The organism is Nonomuraea sp. NPDC059194 (assembly GCF_042754765.1).
In the GTDB taxonomy this organism is placed as follows: domain Bacteria; phylum Actinomycetota; class Actinomycetes; order Streptosporangiales; family Streptosporangiaceae; genus Nonomuraea.
In genome coordinates this window covers 13,565-29,456 of the sequence record NZ_JBHZBH010000002.1, presented here as the reverse complement: position 1 = coordinate 29,456, position 15,892 = coordinate 13,565, and the positions used below count along the sequence as shown (strand labels likewise).

Sequence of the window (15,892 nt, the reverse complement as noted above, 5' to 3'; positions counted from 1 at the left end):
AACACCAAAGCAGACGATGACGACGGGAGGGATTCAATGCCTGCTGCCCACCTCGGGTTCCCCGAGCCCCAGGGCCTTTACCACCCCGCCAACGAGCACGACGCCTGCGGCGTCGCGATGGTCGCGGACGTGAACGGGCGACGTGACCACGGGATCGTCGTGAAGGCTCTGACGGCCCTGTGCAATCTCGACCACCGGGGGGCCAAGGGTAGCGAGCCGGACACCGGCGACGGCGCCGGAATCCTGACGCAGGTCCCCGACCTCTTCCTCAGGGCCGCTACCGGCTTCCCGCTGCCCGACCAGGGCCACTACGCCGTGGGCATGGCGTTCCTGCCCTCGGACGAACAGGCGAGGCAGAGCGCCGTCCGCCTCATCGAGGAGATCGCGGCGGAGGAGGGCCTGACGGTCCTCGGCTGGCGCGAGGTCCCCGTGGACGCCTCGAACGCGGGCCCGAGCGCCCGCGCGGTCATGCCGTACTTCAGCCAGCTGTTCGTCTCGAGCCCGCAGGGCGAGAGCGGCCTGGAGCTCGACCGGATCGCCTTCTGCCTGCGCAAGCGCGCCGAGCACGAGGCGGACGTCTACTTCCCCTCGCTGTCCAGCCGCACGCTGGTCTACAAGGGCATGCTCACCCCGCTGCAGGTCGAGCCCTTCTTCCCCGACCTGTCCGACGAGCGCTACGAGACCGCGATCGCGCTGGTGCACTCGCGCTTCTCGACCAACACCTTCCCGAGCTGGCCCCTGGCGCACCCCTACCGCTACGTCGCCCACAACGGCGAGATCAACACGGTCAAGGGCAACCGCAACTGGATGCGCGCCCGCGAGGCCATGCTGGCCTCCGACCTCATCCCCGGCGCCCTCGAGCGGCTCTTCCCGATCTGCGACCCCGACGGCTCCGACACCGCCTCCTTCGACGAGACGCTGGAGCTGCTGCACCTGGGCGGGCGCTCGCTGCCGCACGCGGTGCTGATGATGATCCCCGAGGCGTGGGAGAACCACACCGAGATGGACCCGGACCGCCGGGCCTTCTACGAGTTCCACTCCTCGATGATGGAGGCGTGGGACGGCCCCGCCTCGATCACCTTCACCGACGGCACGCTGGCCGGAGCGGTCCTCGACCGCAACGGGCTGCGCCCCGGCCGCTTCTGGGTGACCGCCGACGGCCTGGTCGTGCTGGCCTCCGAGGCCGGTGTGCTCGACTTCGCGCCCGAGGACGTCGTCCGCAAGGGCCGCCTGCAGCCGGGCCGGATGTTCCTCATCGACACCGTCCGCGGCAAGATCATCGAGGACGACGAGATCAAGGCCGAGCTGGCCTCCGCGCTGCCGTACGAGGACTGGCTGCACGCCGGGCTGGTGCGCTTCGAGGAACTGCCCGCCCGCTCCCACGAGATCCCCACCCACGAGGCGCTGGTCAAGCGGCAGCAGACGTTCGGCTACACCGAGGAAGAGCTGCGGATCATCCTGTCGCCGATGGCGAAGTCGGGCATCGAGCCGATCGGGTCGATGGGCACCGACACGCCCGTCGCCGTGCTCAGCGAGAAGCCCAGGCTGCTGTTCGACTACTTCAGCCAGCTGTTCGCCCAGGTCACCAACCCGCCGCTGGACGCCATCCGCGAGGAGCTGGTCACCTCGCTGGCCAGCACGCTCGGCCCCGAGGGCAACCTGCTCGACCCGGGACCCGCCTCGTGCCGGCAGCTCGTCCTGCCGTACCCGGTGATCGACAACGACGAGCTCGCCAAGATCATCCACATCAACGACGAGGGCCACCTGCCCGGCTTCCACCCCTACGTCGTCAGCGGCCTGTACAAGGTCGCCGGCGGCGGACAGGCGCTGCGCGAGCGGCTGGCGGCCATCTGCGCCGAGGTCTCCGAGGCGATCGCGGGCGGTGCGCGCGTCATCGTGCTGTCCGACCGCGGCTTCTCCGAGCGGCTGGCGCCGATCCCGTCGCTGTTGCTGACCGGCGCGGTCCACCACCACCTCATCGCCGAGAAGACCCGCACCAAGATCGGCCTGGTCATCGAGACCGGCGAGGCGCGCGAGTGCCACCATATGGCGCTGCTCATCGGGTACGGCGCCGGCGCCGTCAACCCCTACCTCGCGATCGAGACCGTCGAGGACATGGTCGACACCGGCATGCTCCAGGTCGACAAGCACAAGGCCGTGCGCAACCTCATCAAGGCCTACGGCAAGGGCGTCATCAAGGTCATGTCCAAGATGGGCGTGTCCACGGTCGCCAGCTACACCGGCGCCCAGATCTTCGAGGCGCTCGGCCTGGGCGAGGAGGTCATCGACACCTGCTTCGTCGGCACCACTTCGCGGCTGGGCGGCGTCGGCTTCGACGTCCTGGCCCAGGAGGCCGCCGCCCGCCACCGCCACGCCTACCCACGCGCGGAGAACGCCCACCGGCGCCTCAATGTGGGCGGTGAGTACCAGTGGCGGCGCGAGGGCGAGCCGCACCTGTTCAACCCCGAGACGGTCTTCAAGCTGCAGCACGCCACGCGCAGCCGCCGCTACGAGATCTTCAAGGAGTACACCGGCCTGGTCGACTCGCAGGCCGAGCGGCTGATGACGCTGCGCGGGCTGTTCAGGTTCGCCTCCGGCAGGACCCCGGTGCCGCTGGAGGAGGTGGAGCCGGTCTCCGAGATCGTCAAGCGGTTCTCCACCGGCGCCATGTCCTACGGCTCCATCTCGATGGAGGCGCACGAGACGCTCGCCATCGCCATGAACAGGCTCGGCGGCAAGTCCAACACCGGTGAGGGCGGCGAGGATCCCGAGCGCCTCTACGACCCCGCCAGGCGCAGCGCCATCAAGCAGGTGGCCAGCGGCCGATTCGGGGTGACCAGCGAGTACCTGGTCAACGCCGACGACCTGCAGATCAAGATGGCCCAGGGCGCCAAGCCAGGCGAGGGCGGGCAACTGCCAGGCCACAAGGTCTACCCGTGGATCGCCAAGACCAGGCACTCCACCCCCGGTGTCGGCCTCATCTCGCCGCCGCCGCACCACGACATCTACTCCATCGAGGACCTGGCCCAGCTCATCCACGACCTGAAGAACGCCAACCCGGCCTCCAGGGTCCACGTGAAGCTGGTGGCCGAGGTCGGCGTCGGCACCGTCGCCGCGGGCGTCTCCAAGGCGCACGCCGACGTCGTGCTGATCTCCGGCCACGACGGCGGCACCGGAGCCTCCCCGCTGACCTCGCTCAAGCACGCGGGCGCCCCGTGGGAGCTCGGCCTGGCCGAGACCCAGCAGACGCTGCTGCTGAACGGCCTGCGCGACCGCATCGTCGTCCAGGTCGACGGCCAGCTCAAGACCGGCCGCGACGTGGTCATCGCCGCCCTGCTCGGCGCCGAGGAGTACGGCTTCGCCACCGCCCCCCTGGTCGTCTCGGGCTGCGTGATGATGCGCGTCTGCCACCTCGACACCTGCCCCGTCGGCGTCGCCACCCAGAACCCCGAGCTGCGGGCGCGCTTCGCCGGCAAGCCCGAGTTCGTGGTGAACTTCTTCGAGTTCATCGCCGAGGAGATCCGTGAGTACCTCGCCGAGCTGGGCTTCCGCTCGCTCGACGAGGCGATCGGGCACGTCGAGCTGCTCGACATGAGCGCGGCCGAGGACCACTGGAAGGCCAACGGCCTCGACCTGTCGCCGATCCTGCACCGGCCCGAGCTGCCCGAGGGGACGGCGCTGCGCCGTACCCTGGCCCAGGAGCACGGTCTGGAGCACGCCCTCGACAACACGCTCATCGCCCTGGCGGAGGGCGCGCTTGAGCACGCCACCCCGGTCACGCTCGACCTGCCGATCCGCAACGTCAACCGCACCGTCGGCACCATGCTCGGCTACGAGGTGACCAAGCGGTACGGCGGCGCGGGCCTGCCGGACGACACGATCGACATCAGCTTCACCGGCTCGGCGGGCAACTCCTTCGGCGCGTTCGTGCCGCGAGGAGTGACGCTGCGGCTGACCGGCGACGCCAACGACTACCTCGGCAAGGGCCTGTCGGGCGGCCGGATCACGGTGCGCCCGCACGACACCGCCCCGCTCGACGGTCACATCATTTCTGGAAATGTCGCCCTGTACGGTGCGACGTCGGGAGAGGTGTTCATCCGCGGCGTGGTCGGCGAGCGCTTCTGCGTCCGCAACTCCGGCGCCACCGCCATCGTCGAGGGCGTGGGCGACCACGGCTGCGAGTACATGACCGGCGGCAAGGTCGTCGTGCTCGGCCAGACCGGGCGCAACTTCGCCGCCGGCATGTCGGGCGGCGTCGCCTACCTGCTCGACCTGCGGGCCGAGCGGGTCAACCGCGAGATGGTGGCCATCGAGCCGCTGACCGACAAGGACGCGCGCTTCCTGCACGAGGTCGTCGGCAGGCACTTCGAGCAGACGGGCTCGCCCGTCGCCAAGGAACTGCTGGCCGACTGGGACAGCGCGCTCACCAGGTTCGGCAAGGTCATGCCGACCGACTACAAGAGGGTGCTGCAGGCCGCCGAGGCCGCCCGCATCGAAGGCAGGAACATCGACGAGGCCGTCATGACGGCCGCGGTTCAGGGTTAAGGAGGCGCACACCATGGCCGACCCCAAGGGTTTCCTCACGCACGACCGGGAGCTGCCCGCGCGCCGCCCCGTCGACGTCCGCATCCGCGACTGGCGGGAGGTCTACGAGGACTTCCCCGCGCCGAAGCTGACCAAGCAGGCCTCCCGCTGCATGGACTGCGGCATCCCGTTCTGCCACAACGGCTGCCCGCTCGGCAACCTCATCCCCGAGTGGAACGACCTCGTCTACCGCCACGACTGGCGGGAGGCGATCGAGCGGCTGCACGCCACGAACAACTTCCCCGAGTTCACCGGCAGGCTCTGCCCCGCCCCGTGCGAGGCGGCGTGCGTGCTCGGCATCAACTCCGACCCCGTGGCGATCAAGCGGGTCGAGGTCGAGATCATCGACCACGCCTTCGCCGAGGGATGGGTGACGCCGCAGCCGGCCGCCAGGAGGACCGCCAAGAAGGTCGCCGTCGTCGGCTCGGGCCCCGCGGGCCTGGCCGCCGCCCAGCAGCTCACCCGCGCCGGCCACGACGTCGTGGTCTTCGAGCGGGCCGACGCCATCGGCGGGCTGCTGCGCTACGGCATCCCCGAGTTCAAGATGGAAAAGCGCCACATCGACCGGCGCCTGGACCAGATGCGCGCCGAAGGCACCGAGTTCAGGACCTCGGTCGACGTCGGCGTCGACATCACCGCCGCCCAGCTGCGCGAGGAGTTCGACGCGGTCGTGCTGTCGGGCGGCGCCACCGCCTGGCGTGACCTGCCGGTCGCCGGACGCGACCTCAAGGGCGTCTACCAGGCGATGGAGTACCTGCCGCCGGCCAACAAGGACTTCGAGAACTCCCCGATCAACGCCCGCGGCAAGCACGTCGTGGTGATCGGCGGCGGCGACACCGGCGCCGACTGCATCGGCACCGCGATCCGCCAGGGGGCCGCCTCGGTGACCCAGCTGGAGATCATGCCGCAGCCGCCGGCCGCCCGGCCCGGCTCGCAGCCGTGGCCGACGTTCCCCATCCTGTTCAAGACGGAGAGCGCGCACGAGGAGCTGACCGACGGCGGCGGCGACCGCGTCTACGCGGTCTCCACGACCGAGTTCGCGGGCGACGCCGACGGCAACGTCAGGGCGCTGCGCCTGGTCGAGGTCGAGGGGCCGCAGTCGGGCTTCAAGCCGATCCCCGGCACCGAGCGGGAGATCCCGGCCGAGCTGGTCACGCTGTCGATGGGCTTCCTCGGTCCTGAGAAGGGCGCGCTGCTGCAGGACCTCGGCGTCGACTACGACCCCAGGGGGAACGTGGCGCGCGACAAGACCTACATGACCAACGTCGACGGCGTGTTCGTCGCGGGGGACATGGGCCGCGGCCAGTCGCTCATCGTCTGGGCCATCGCCGAGGGGCGGGCGGCCGCCTCGGGCGTGGACCGGTTCCTGACCGGCGAGACGGCCCTGCCGTACCCGATCCTGCCGACGGCGCGCCCGCTGGTGTGACGTCCGCTGTGTGAGGTCTGCTGTGTGAGGTCTGCTGTGTGAGAACGCCCGCCCGGGGTCCGCTCGGGCGGGCGTTCTTCGTCCGGTACGGCAGGAGCCCGGCCCACCACCGCTTTCCGGTAAAGGCTGCGATAAATCACGCAAAAGGGTGAATAAGTTGCAGACGGGGAATGGTGTCGAGAGGATGCTCCCCTCGTATGCGTGTGGTGAGCGACAACGGGGGGTTCTCTATGCGGCGGATCGGCTATGCAATCGTGGCGGCGGCGATGACGCTACCTCTTGCCTCCTGTGCGTCCGCCCCACCACCACGCCCGGCCTCCTCTCCCGGCGCCGACTATCTGGTCTTCTACGCGGCGGGTGGCAAGGACAAGGCGCTGGCCGCGATCGAAGCCGGCGGCGGGCGGACCGTGTCGACCGAGCCCCGGCTCGGCTACGTGGTGGCACACGGGGTGGCGGACTCCTTCCTCGACACGCTCGGCGACGACGAGGCGATCGTGGGGATCTCCACCGACCGGCCGATCGGCTTCACCTCGGCCGCGGCCCGACAGAAATGGGCCGCCCTCCACCCCGAATGGGCCGCCGGCCGTACCATCACGGCACTGCCCGCCCTCCACCCCGAATGGGCCGCCGGCCGTACCGCCACGGCACTGCCCGCCCGCACTTCGGCGACGCTGCCCGATACGGGACCGGGCAAGGACGGCGCGCCGGGCACGAAGGCGCGCGAACCGCTGGCCTCGCGCCAGTGGGACATGAAGATGATCGGCGCCGACCGCGCCAACACGGTCGCGCCGGGCGACAGGAAGGTGCTGGTCGGCGTCATCGACACCGGCATCGACGGCAAGCATCCCGACATCGCCGCCAACTTCAACCGCAAGCTGAGCCGCAACTTCGTCACCGACCGGCCCAAGGACCCGAGCGGCCAGCCGCTCGACGGGCCCTGCGAAGTCAAGAGCTGCAAGGACCCCGCCGACGTCGACGACGAAGGCCACGGCACCCACGTCGCCAGCACGATCGCCGCCCCGATCAACGGCAGGGGCATCGCGGGCGTCGCCCCCAACGTGCAGGTGGTCAACCTCAGATCCGGCCAGGACTCGGGCATGTTCTTCCTCAAGCCCAGCCTCGACGCCCTCACCTACGCCGCCGACAACGGCATCGACGTGGTGAACATGAGCTTCTACATCGACCCCTGGCTGTTCAACTGCACCAACAACAAGGCCGACACCCCACGCCAGAGGCTGGAGCAGCGCGGCATCATCACCGGCATGCAGCGCGCCCTCGACTACGCCCGCGGCAAGGGCGTCACGCTCATCGCCGCGCTCGGCAACGGCTCCATCGACCTCGGCGACCCGCGCACGGACGAGGCGAGCCCCAACTACCCCAGGAACAAGGCCCACTCCCGCACCATCGACAACTCCTGCCTGAACGTGCCTGCCGAGTCCGACGGCGTCATCTCTATCGCCGCGCTCGGCCCGTCCGGGCGCAAGGCGCTCTACTCCGACTACGGCATCGAGCAGACCGACCTTTCCGCGCCGGGCGGCGACACGCTCGACGGCGGCGGCGTCTCGCACACCAGGTCCATCCTGGCCGCCGCGCCCAAGGCCGTGCTGCGCGCCGAGAACAAGATCGACGCGGCGGGGAAGCCGAAGACGTCCGAGGTCGTCCGCGACTGCCACCGCGGCGAGTGCGCCTACTACCAGTACCTCGACGGCACCTCCATGGCCGCCCCGCACGCCACGGGCGTCGCCGCGATCCTGATCAGCCGCTTCGGCAGGCCGGGACCCGGCGGGGTGGCGCTGGCTCCGGCGTCGGTGGAACGACTGATGTACTCGAGCGCCACCCAGAAGGCCTGCCCGACGCCGCGCACCTACGTGTACCGGTACTTCGGGCAGGAGGAGAAGCAGACCTGCGTGGGAGACACGGCCAAGAACGGGTTCTACGGCAGGGGCGTGGTCAACGCCTACAAGGCGGCGACAGTGGCGCCATGAATCGATGGCGAAGAGGTAGACATGGGGTGAGAGCCGGCCTCACTGGGGTTCAGCGGTGATGTGACGGCGGCCCGCCGTCGCGCCCGAGTGGCGTCGACCAGGCAGAGGCCGGCCGGTGACCACAGAGGAGCTATCTCGTGCCTGCCGTACTGGATGGGGTGGTGTACCGGCTCGTCGCGGACGCCGCGATGGTCGCGCACTTCCTGTTCCTCGCCTACATGGGAGTCGGCGGATTCCTGGCCTGGCGCTGGCCGCGCACCCTCTGGGCGCACCTGGCCGTCGCCGGCTGGGGAGTGCTGTCGATCGTCACCGGCATCGAGTGCCCCCTGACCGTCGCCGAGGACTGGGGGCGGCGCGCGGCCGGGACGGCGGGACTGACCCCCTCCGGATTCATCGACCACTACATCGAGGGCGTCGTCTACCCGGAGGAATACACGAATCTGGCACGGCTCGGCGTGGCAGTCCTTGTGGTTCTCTCCTGGGTCGGGTACCTGTGGAGACGTCGTCACCGGGATTTCTCCCGCGCGTGACTGCCAAGTGGTCTGTACCACTTAAGGTAGGACACGTGACTCGTCGCGCGAAAATCGTCTGTACCCTCGGTCCTGCCACATCCTCCGCCGACCGGCTCCGCGAGCTCATCGGCGCAGGCATGGACGTTGCCCGCTTCAACCTCAGCCATGGCACCCATGAGCTGCACAAAGAGGTTCTCGACCGGGTGCGGGAGGTGGCGGCCGACCTCGGCCGGGGCGTAGGCGTGCTCGCCGACCTGCAGGGTCCCAAGATCCGCGTCGGCAAGTTCGAGGAGGGCCCGGTCCGCCTCGGGTTCGGCGACGTCTTCACCATCACCACCGAAGAGGTCCCCGGCGACCGCGAGCAGGTCTCCACGACCTACAAGGGCCTGCCGTCCGACGTGCACTCGGGCGACACCATCCTCGTCGACGACGGCCGCGTCGTCCTCGAGGTCACCCGCGTCGACGGCCAGCGTGTCACCACCCGCGTCGTCATCGGCGGCATGATCTCCGACAACAAGGGCCTCAACCTTCCCGGCGTCAACGTCAGCGCGCCCGCCCTCACCGACAAGGACGAGGCCGACCTGCGCTGGGCGCTGCGCACCGGCTTCGACATGATCGCCCTGTCGTTCGTGCGCCGCCCCTCCGACGCCGACGTGGTCCGCAACATCATGGAGCAGGAGGCCGTACGGCTTCCGCTGCTCGCCAAGATCGAAAAGCCCCAGGCCGTGGAGCGGCTGCCCGAGATCGTCGAGGCCTTCGACGGCATCATGGTCGCCCGCGGCGACCTCGGCGTCGAGCTTCCCCTCGAAGAGGTGCCGATCGTCCAGAAGCGCATCATCGAGCTGTGCCGCGAGAAGGCCCGCCCGGTCATCGTGGCCACCCAGATGCTCGACTCGATGATGAACGCCCCCCGCCCCACCCGCGCCGAGGCCTCCGACGTCGCCTACGCCGTCATGGACGGCGCCGACGCGGTCATGCTGTCCGGCGAGACCTCGGTCGGCAACTTCCCCATCGAGTCCGTCGCCACCATGGACCGCATCGCCTGCGCCGCGGAGAAGTCCTCCCTGCGCGCCACCCACAGCCTCGACCGCCTCCCCGAGACCACCGGCGGCGCCATCGCCCGCGCCGCGGCCGAGGTCGGCGCCATCGTCGGAGCCAAGGCGCTGGTTGCCTTCACGATGTCCGGCGAGACGGCCCGCCGCCTGGCACGCTACCGCTCGCCGATCCCGCTGCTGGCCTTCACCTCGGCGCCGCACGTGCGCGGCCAGCTGTCGCTGACGTGGGGCGTGGAGACGTTCCAGGTGCCGTTCGTCCACCACACCGACGACATGGTCAGGCAGGTGGAGGCGTCGCTGCTGTCGCTCGGGCGGCTCGAGAAGGGTGACAAGGTCGTCATCGTGGCGGGCTCGCCTCCCGGCACGCCCGGCTCGACGAACGCCCTCCGCGTCCACACCATCGGGTCGGCGGTCTCCCACGCCCACTGACGGCATGGTCCTCGCCTAACGGCTCGGGCTGCGTTCTCCAGGGGGTGCGAACCCCCTGGAACCCCGGCTCACGGGCATGGTCCTCGCCTCCGGCTCGGGCAGCGCTTTTCAGGGGCACGCCCCTGAAACCCCGGCGAGGGGCCTGCCGGCCCCTCGCGCTCCCCGCGTCGTTGGCGTGCTATCGCGGCTTGGAGTGTCAAGCAAATTCAAAGACATTTTCGGTATACGCAGAGTAGCGCGAGCAAACGTTCGGTAATCTTCCCGGCGTGGCCCTCACTCTTGAGCACGAGATGTGGATCGAGCTCTGCGACAACAATCCAGAGCTCGTTCCCGAACTCCTCACCCGGGTCTTCCAACTCCCGGTGCCGTCCTTCGACGAAGCGCGAATCGAGTCGGCGGACATGTCGCAATGCACCCCCGCCGAATACCGCGCAGACTCTCTGATCGTGTTTCGCGCCGAGGGGGAAGCTGTCCTCGCGGTGATCGTTGAGATGCAGCGGAAGGAGACAAGGACAAACTCGGTAGTTGGCCGGTCTATGTGGCGACGGTGTGGGACCGGTGCCACTGCCCTGTCGTGCTGCTGGTTCTTACCCCGTCCAACAAGGTCGCCGCATGGGCGGCTAAGCCCATCGTGATGGGGCCGGGCTCGGTCACAACACCCTACGCCGTAGGGCCCGGACTGATGCCCGTCATCCGGTCCGATGCCGAAGCCATCGCCATGCCCGAGATGGCCGTGCTGTCGGCGCTGGCGCACGCGGATGGATCTGCTGGTATAGAAGTACTGGAGGCGGTGTACGCGTCGCTGGTCAGCCTAGATGATCAGAGGGGCCGGATATACTCCGACTACCTGGTCACGGCGCTGCCGGAGGCCGCCCGCAAGCATCTGGAGGAACTGATGGCTGTGGGAACCTACAAGTACAAGAGCGACTTCGCTCGCAAGCACCAGGCCGAGGCCAAGGCCGAGGGCGTTCTGAAGGTTCTGGCCAGGCGGAAGGTGACCGTCCCGGAAGAGGCGCGCGAGCGTATTCTCGCCTGTCTCGACCCCGAGCTGGCGGATGTGTGGTTCGATCGCGCCTTCGAGATCACGACGATCGACGAGCTCTTCGCATGAGTGATGCGCTCCGCGAGTTCTTCCGTCAGCCGCAGGCGTACCGGCAAGCCGTCGGAGTGAGGGCGCTCGACAGATACCCGGCATACGAGCTCGGCAAGGCTGCGGCTACCGCCGACGCCGTACTGAAGACCTTGTCCTGGCGGAGCGTCGCGGTTTCCGAGCAGGCGCGTGGACGCATTCTCGCCTGCCGCAATCTTGAGCAACTGGACGTTTGGTTCGATCGGGCGTTCGACGTCGTCACCGTGGACGAGCTGTTCGACTGACGACCGCCGACCGGACGAACCCCGGTCGGCGGTACCGAGCAGCTCTGTCAGTCGTTGGCGTGTAGGGCCGCGTTGAGCTCGATCCCCGTTCCGGTGCGGGGAACCGCCTCCACCGCCCCCGTCTGCGAGTTCCTTCGCAGCAGCAGGCCGCTGGCCCCCGACAGTTCCTTGCCCTTGACCACGCGGCCGTCCGGGAGCGCCACCTTGGTCCCAGCCGTCACGTACAGCCCGGCCTCCACCACGCAGTCGTCCCCGAGCGAGATCCCCACGCCGGCGTTCGCGCCGAGCAGGCAGCGCTCGCCGATCGAGATGACCTCCTTGCCGCCGCCCGACAGCGTGCCCATGATCGACGCGCCGCCGCCCACGTCGGAGCCGTCGCCGACCACGACGCCCGCCGAGATCCGCCCCTCCACCATGGACGCGCCGAGCGTGCCCGCGTTGAAGTTGACGAAGCCCTCGTGCATGACCGTGGTGCCGTTGGCCAGGTGGGCGCCGAGCCGTACCCTGTCGGCGTCGGCGACGCGCACGCCTGAGGGCACCACGTAGTCGACCATCCGCGGGAACTTGTCCACGCCGTAGACGGTCACCGCGCCCCTGGCGCGCAGCCGTACCCTCGTCTGCTCGAACCCGTCGACGGCGCACGGGCCGTGGTTGGTCCACACGACGTTGGCGAGCTTGCCGAACACGCCGTCCAGGTTCAGGCCGTGGGGACGCACCAGGCGGGCCGACAGCAGGTGCAGGCGCAGGTAGGCGTCGTGGGCGTCGGCGGGAGCCTCCGACAGCTTGGCGATGCCGGTGTGGACGGCGACCACCTCGACCCCGCGCACGTCGTCCTTGCCGGTCAGCGCGGCGAGGTCACCGGCCTCCTCGGCGGACAGGCGCCGGGTGCCCACGGAAGGCGGCTCGCCCAACTCGGGCGAAGGGAACCAGGTGTCGAGAACCGTGCCGTCGGCGGCGATGGTGGCAAGCCCGACGCCGTGCGCGCCGGTGCTGGTGGGATCGATAGCAGTCACACGCCACAAAATACCGGAGGCTCAGATGGTGCCCAGGTCGGCCGACAGCCAACGCTCGGGACGCATGTGGAAGGTCACGAGCACGGAGAGGTTCGACTGGGCGACGTAGCCGTCGACGCCGTCCTCGGGCAGGTAACGTGCGGCGATCCTGGTCATCTCTTCGACGGTGGTCGGATTGGAGGAGATGACGGGCCCTTCGACCGAGACGTAACGGTAGGTGGGGATCGTCCGCTGGGCGAGGAGGGTGAACCGTCCCGCCTTGGCGATCAGCTTGGCCTTGCGTGAGTCGCCGTCGGTCAGGAAGGTCACCTCGCCGCCGGGCGCGTAGTGGTACCAGACCGGCACGGTCAGCGGCCCCCGCCCCTGCTCATCCTGTACGGCGAGCGCCCCGATGTGCGGCTCTGCCAGGAACGCCTCACGGTGCAACACGGTCAGCGCCATCCCCGCCCCCCTCCACGGATCATGTCGGTGGTGAACATCCCCGCTCAGTGCGATCCCAACCGAAGCGTGCCGCGTACCGGTGATGTGACCCTGACGAAGCCCGGGTGAACGCCCCGCCGCCACCCATCCACGGCTCCGGCCTCCGGTAAGCGGCTTCCCATCTTGCACCCAGAACGGGTGTCGATTTGAGATATGTCGCGATATAGTCGCTGAACACATCAGATATATCGGAGAGAGGTGCCGTGAACACCATCACCCGCGCGCTGCGTTCCCGGCTGTTCATCACCGGTGAGATCGTCGAGAACGAGCACATCGCCCCCCGAATGCGCAGAATCAGAATCGGCGGCGAGGCCGTCGCGGGACTGGCCTGGACGCCGGGCCAGCACGTCCGCGTCCTCGTGCACGGCCCCCTGACCCTGCGCACGTACTCCGTCTGGCACCACGACCCCGCGTGGGAGTGCCTCGACCTGATCGGCTACGACCACGGCGCCGACTCGCCCGGCGCGGCCTGGGTCAGGACCGCCCGCCCAGGCCAGGAGGTCTCCTTCACCAAGCCCGAGGGCAGGTTCACGTTACGGCAGGGCGCGCCGTACCACCTGTTCGCCGGCGAGGAGACGGCCGCGGTGGCGTTCGGGCCGATGCTGCGTGCCGTACCCGCCACCGAGCCCGTCTATGGCGCGGTGGAGGCCAACGAGCCGGGCGGTCACCTCGACCTGCAGGGCGACCTCGTCAAGGTGTGCAGAGACGGCGCGCCCGCGGCGAACTCCGCGGCGCTGGTGAAGGCGGTGTCCGCGCTGGACCTGCCCGACGAGCCGGGCGTCGCCTATCTGGCGGGGGAGGCGCGCACCATCCAGATGATCCGCGCCCACCTGGTCGACGAGCGCGGCTGGTCACGCAGGGACGTCATCACCAAGCCCTTCTGGACGCCCGGCAGAAAGGGCCTCGACTAACGAGGCGGCGTGCCGGGCGACGTGGTCGGCGTCGGTCAGGTAGAGCGTGTCATGCCCATCGGCCAGGTGCCCGGCGAAGGCGGCGTCGCCCGCGGATGCCCTGGCGCGCATGTGGTCGACCAGCGCGTGCAGCCGTTCGCGGACCATGACCGGCAGGGCGGGCCTGCGGGCCGACGCCACGCCGTACGCGTCACAGAGGATGCGCAGCCGCCGCCCCTGCCCGGCCACGTCGCCACCGGCGCTCAGCGGGACGAACCGGTAGGCCGCATACGCGACGTCCCACAGCCGTGGCCCCGGATGCGCGGTGTCGAAGTCGATGAACGCCACCGGCAGCCCCTCGCGGAACACCGTGTTGTACGGCGCGACGTCGCCGTGACAGATCACCTCGGCGGGCTCGCGTGGCGGCAGGCACCAGGGCCCGTCCGAGCCGAACCCCTCGCTCGCATCGTGGTATTCACGCAGCATCACACCGACCCGCCGCAGCGTCGCCTCGCGCCACACGTGGCCGGGCACCGGATGGTGGGCCACCTCGCCGGGGATGAAGTCGAGGATCTCGCGCCCCTCCGCGTCGATCCCGTGAGCGCGCGGCGCGCCCCCGAACCCCGCCGCCGCCACATGCGCGAGCAGGCGGTGCACCGTCGGCGTCCACCGACCCACCGGCCTGCGTACCGTCGCTCCCACCCTGCTCACCTGGTTGACCCCGCCGCCCACGAGCGGCTCCTCGATCCAGCCGGTCAGCTCGGCCACCTCCCTCCGCGATCACCGTCACCCCGCGCCCGCCACCCCGACCACCCAGGCACGCCGCTCCTCCAGCCGGCAGAGAGCTCTTCAAGTCCAGCGCACAGCTTCCAGGTACAGCGACGCGGCCTGTACGGCGAGGCTCCCGCACAGGGCCGCACGGCGGGGCTTTCCGCACGGCGAAACTTCTCCTACGGCGACGCCTCCTGTACGGCGAGCCACTCGCGAGTGACCGGGTGGTCCGGCGCAATGGGGAGAACTCGTAGCCGACCGTGCCCTCCCGCCGAACGCCGCAGAGCATGGCGATCACCCGGCAGGGAAGCCCTGGAGGGCGCGCGGTCGAGCGGCGGTGCATGCGTGCAGTATGCCGATCGTCACCGACAGTTTCGGGGGTGCGGCGAAACGAAACCGCCCGGTCGGTGGGACCGGGCGGCCAAGGTGCCCCGAGTGGGATTCGAACCCACACTGAATGGATTTTGAGTCCATCGACTCTGCCGATTGGTCTATCGGGGCGATCTTCGGACCTGTCCACACGCTGGGCACAAGCCGCACAGAACAGCCCGATGACGCCAGCGTGGATCTAATCTAGCGGACATCGGTAGTCTTCTGCTCGTGAGTACGCAGCGGCGAGTGGTGATCGCGGAAGACGAGGCACTGATCCGCCTCGACCTCAAGGAGATGCTCCAGGAGGACGGCTACGTCGTCGTGGGCGAGGCCGGTGACGGTGAGCACGCGGTCAAACTGGCCACCGAGCTCCGCCCCGATCTGGTGATCCTCGACGTCAAGATGCCCATCCTCGACGGCATCTCCGCCGCCGAGCGGATCGTCGCCGACCGGATCGCCCCGTGCCTCATCCTCACCGCCTTCTCCCAGCGTGACCTGGTGGAGCGGGCGCGTGACGCGGGCGCCATGGCGTACCTGGTCAAGCCGTTCACCAAGGCCGACCTCGTGCCGGCGATCGAGATGGCGGTCAGCAGGCACGAGGAGATGGTCGCGCTGGCGGCCGAGGTGTCGTCGCTGTCGGGGCGGCTGGAGACCCGCAAGCTGGTCGAGCGGGCCAAGGGGCTGCTGATGTCCCAGCACGGCTGGAGCGAGCCGCAGGCGTTCAGGTGGATCCAGAAGGCGTCGATGGACCGCCGGTTGAGCATGCGCGAGGTGGCGCAGATCGTCGTGGACGACGCGGCCAAGCAGGGCTGAGGAACCGAGCGGGATTCCGATCATCCGGGGGCGCGGCGGCTGACCGATTTCACATCAGCATGCCCTCTGAGGTGCGGAAGCGTCTACGGGTCGTTTCACACTGTGGAACGTTCCTTTGTGGTTGTTTGACCTTTCAATTCGCTGCGGTCGCCGTAAAGGATCGGTGTAATAACGAAGCGGTAACGACG

Annotated in this window: 12 protein-coding genes and 1 tRNA gene; 9 read left to right on the top strand and 4 right to left on the bottom strand. The window is 69.4% G+C overall.

Annotated elements, in window-relative coordinates:
- Positions 1-36: 36 nt before the first annotated feature.
- From gltB to ACFXJ8_RS02830, 7 genes are all read left to right on the top strand, one after another.
- Complete coding sequence (gene gltB, locus ACFXJ8_RS02860) at positions 37-4,545, top strand: glutamate synthase large subunit (protein ID WP_379642084.1); 4,509 nt, start codon at positions 37-39, stop codon at positions 4,543-4,545.
- A 13-nt stretch (positions 4,546-4,558) separates the two neighbouring features.
- Positions 4,559-6,010, top strand: a complete 1,452-nt coding sequence (locus ACFXJ8_RS02855; protein WP_379642083.1) for a glutamate synthase subunit beta — start codon at positions 4,559-4,561, stop codon at positions 6,008-6,010.
- A 266-nt stretch (positions 6,011-6,276) separates the two neighbouring features.
- The gene (locus tag ACFXJ8_RS02850) at positions 6,277-7,995 is read left to right on the top strand and encodes a S8 family serine peptidase (RefSeq protein ID WP_379642082.1); all 1,719 of its coding nucleotides are present in this window, start codon (positions 6,277-6,279) and stop codon (positions 7,993-7,995) included.
- 137 nt (positions 7,996-8,132) lie between these two features.
- The gene (locus ACFXJ8_RS02845) at positions 8,133-8,525 is read left to right on the top strand and encodes a DUF2784 domain-containing protein (RefSeq protein WP_379642081.1); all 393 of its coding nucleotides are present in this window, start codon (positions 8,133-8,135) and stop codon (positions 8,523-8,525) included.
- Positions 8,526-8,560: 35 nt separating this feature from the next.
- Positions 8,561-9,991, top strand: a complete 1,431-nt coding sequence (gene pyk / locus ACFXJ8_RS02840; protein WP_379642080.1) for a pyruvate kinase — start codon at positions 8,561-8,563, stop codon at positions 9,989-9,991.
- A 574-nt stretch (positions 9,992-10,565) separates the two neighbouring features.
- Positions 10,566-11,102 (top strand): hypothetical protein, encoded by a 537-nt coding sequence (locus ACFXJ8_RS02835; RefSeq protein ID WP_379642079.1) that lies wholly within the window; start codon positions 10,566-10,568, stop codon positions 11,100-11,102.
- Positions 11,099-11,365, top strand: coding sequence for a hypothetical protein (locus ACFXJ8_RS02830; RefSeq protein WP_379642078.1), 267 nt, complete (start codon positions 11,099-11,101; stop codon positions 11,363-11,365). The genes ACFXJ8_RS02835 and ACFXJ8_RS02830 overlap by 4 nt, the downstream gene beginning before the upstream one ends.
- Before the next feature lie 47 nt (positions 11,366-11,412).
- On the opposite strand, the gene dapD is transcribed toward ACFXJ8_RS02830, so the two are convergent.
- Both dapD and ACFXJ8_RS02820 read right to left on the bottom strand, forming a co-directional pair.
- Positions 11,413-12,378 carry a 2,3,4,5-tetrahydropyridine-2,6-dicarboxylate N-succinyltransferase gene (gene dapD / locus ACFXJ8_RS02825; RefSeq protein WP_379642077.1) on the bottom strand — a complete coding sequence of 322 codons (966 nt, stop codon included), beginning with the start codon at positions 12,376-12,378 and terminating at the stop codon, positions 11,413-11,415.
- Positions 12,379-12,399: 21 nt separating this feature from the next.
- Positions 12,400-12,819 (bottom strand): pyridoxamine 5'-phosphate oxidase family protein, encoded by a 420-nt coding sequence (locus ACFXJ8_RS02820; RefSeq protein ID WP_379642076.1) that lies wholly within the window; start codon positions 12,817-12,819, stop codon positions 12,400-12,402.
- A gap of 242 nt (positions 12,820-13,061) precedes the next feature.
- Between ACFXJ8_RS02820 and ACFXJ8_RS02815 the strand changes: the two genes are divergently transcribed.
- Entirely contained in the window at positions 13,062-13,769 is a 708-nt protein-coding gene (locus tag ACFXJ8_RS02815; protein ID WP_379642075.1) for a siderophore-interacting protein, read from the top strand.
- Here ACFXJ8_RS02815 and ACFXJ8_RS02810 read toward each other — a convergent pair.
- Positions 13,710-14,516 (bottom strand): phosphotransferase enzyme family protein, encoded by an 807-nt coding sequence (locus ACFXJ8_RS02810; protein ID WP_379642074.1) that lies wholly within the window; start codon positions 14,514-14,516, stop codon positions 13,710-13,712. The two genes, ACFXJ8_RS02815 and ACFXJ8_RS02810, sit on opposite strands and share 60 nt — an antisense overlap.
- Positions 14,517-14,946: 430 nt before the next feature.
- Positions 14,947-15,020: transfer RNA gene (locus ACFXJ8_RS02805), tRNA-Leu, on the bottom strand.
- A gap of 99 nt (positions 15,021-15,119) precedes the next feature.
- On the opposite strand from ACFXJ8_RS02805, the gene ACFXJ8_RS02800 reads away from it, so the two are divergent.
- Positions 15,120-15,704 carry an ANTAR domain-containing response regulator gene (locus ACFXJ8_RS02800; RefSeq protein WP_379642073.1) on the top strand — a complete coding sequence of 195 codons (585 nt, stop codon included), beginning with the start codon at positions 15,120-15,122 and terminating at the stop codon, positions 15,702-15,704.
- The last annotated feature ends 188 nt before the right edge of the window (positions 15,705-15,892 follow it).

Bases quoted from the DNA above. Each gene is read 5' to 3' on its own strand.
- gltB (WP_379642084.1), top strand. From the start codon at position 37: ATGCCTGCTGCCCACCTCGGGTTCCCCGAGCCCCAGGGCCTTTACCAC.
- ACFXJ8_RS02855 (WP_379642083.1), top strand. From the start codon at position 4,559: ATGGCCGACCCCAAGGGTTTCCTCACGCACGACCGGGAGCTGCCCGCG.
- ACFXJ8_RS02850 (WP_379642082.1), top strand. From the start codon at position 6,277: ATGACGCTACCTCTTGCCTCCTGTGCGTCCGCCCCACCACCACGCCCG.
- ACFXJ8_RS02830 (WP_379642078.1), top strand. From the start codon at position 11,099: ATGAGTGATGCGCTCCGCGAGTTCTTCCGTCAGCCGCAGGCGTACCGG.
- ACFXJ8_RS02820 (WP_379642076.1), bottom strand. From the start codon at position 12,819: ATGGCGCTGACCGTGTTGCACCGTGAGGCGTTCCTGGCAGAGCCGCAC.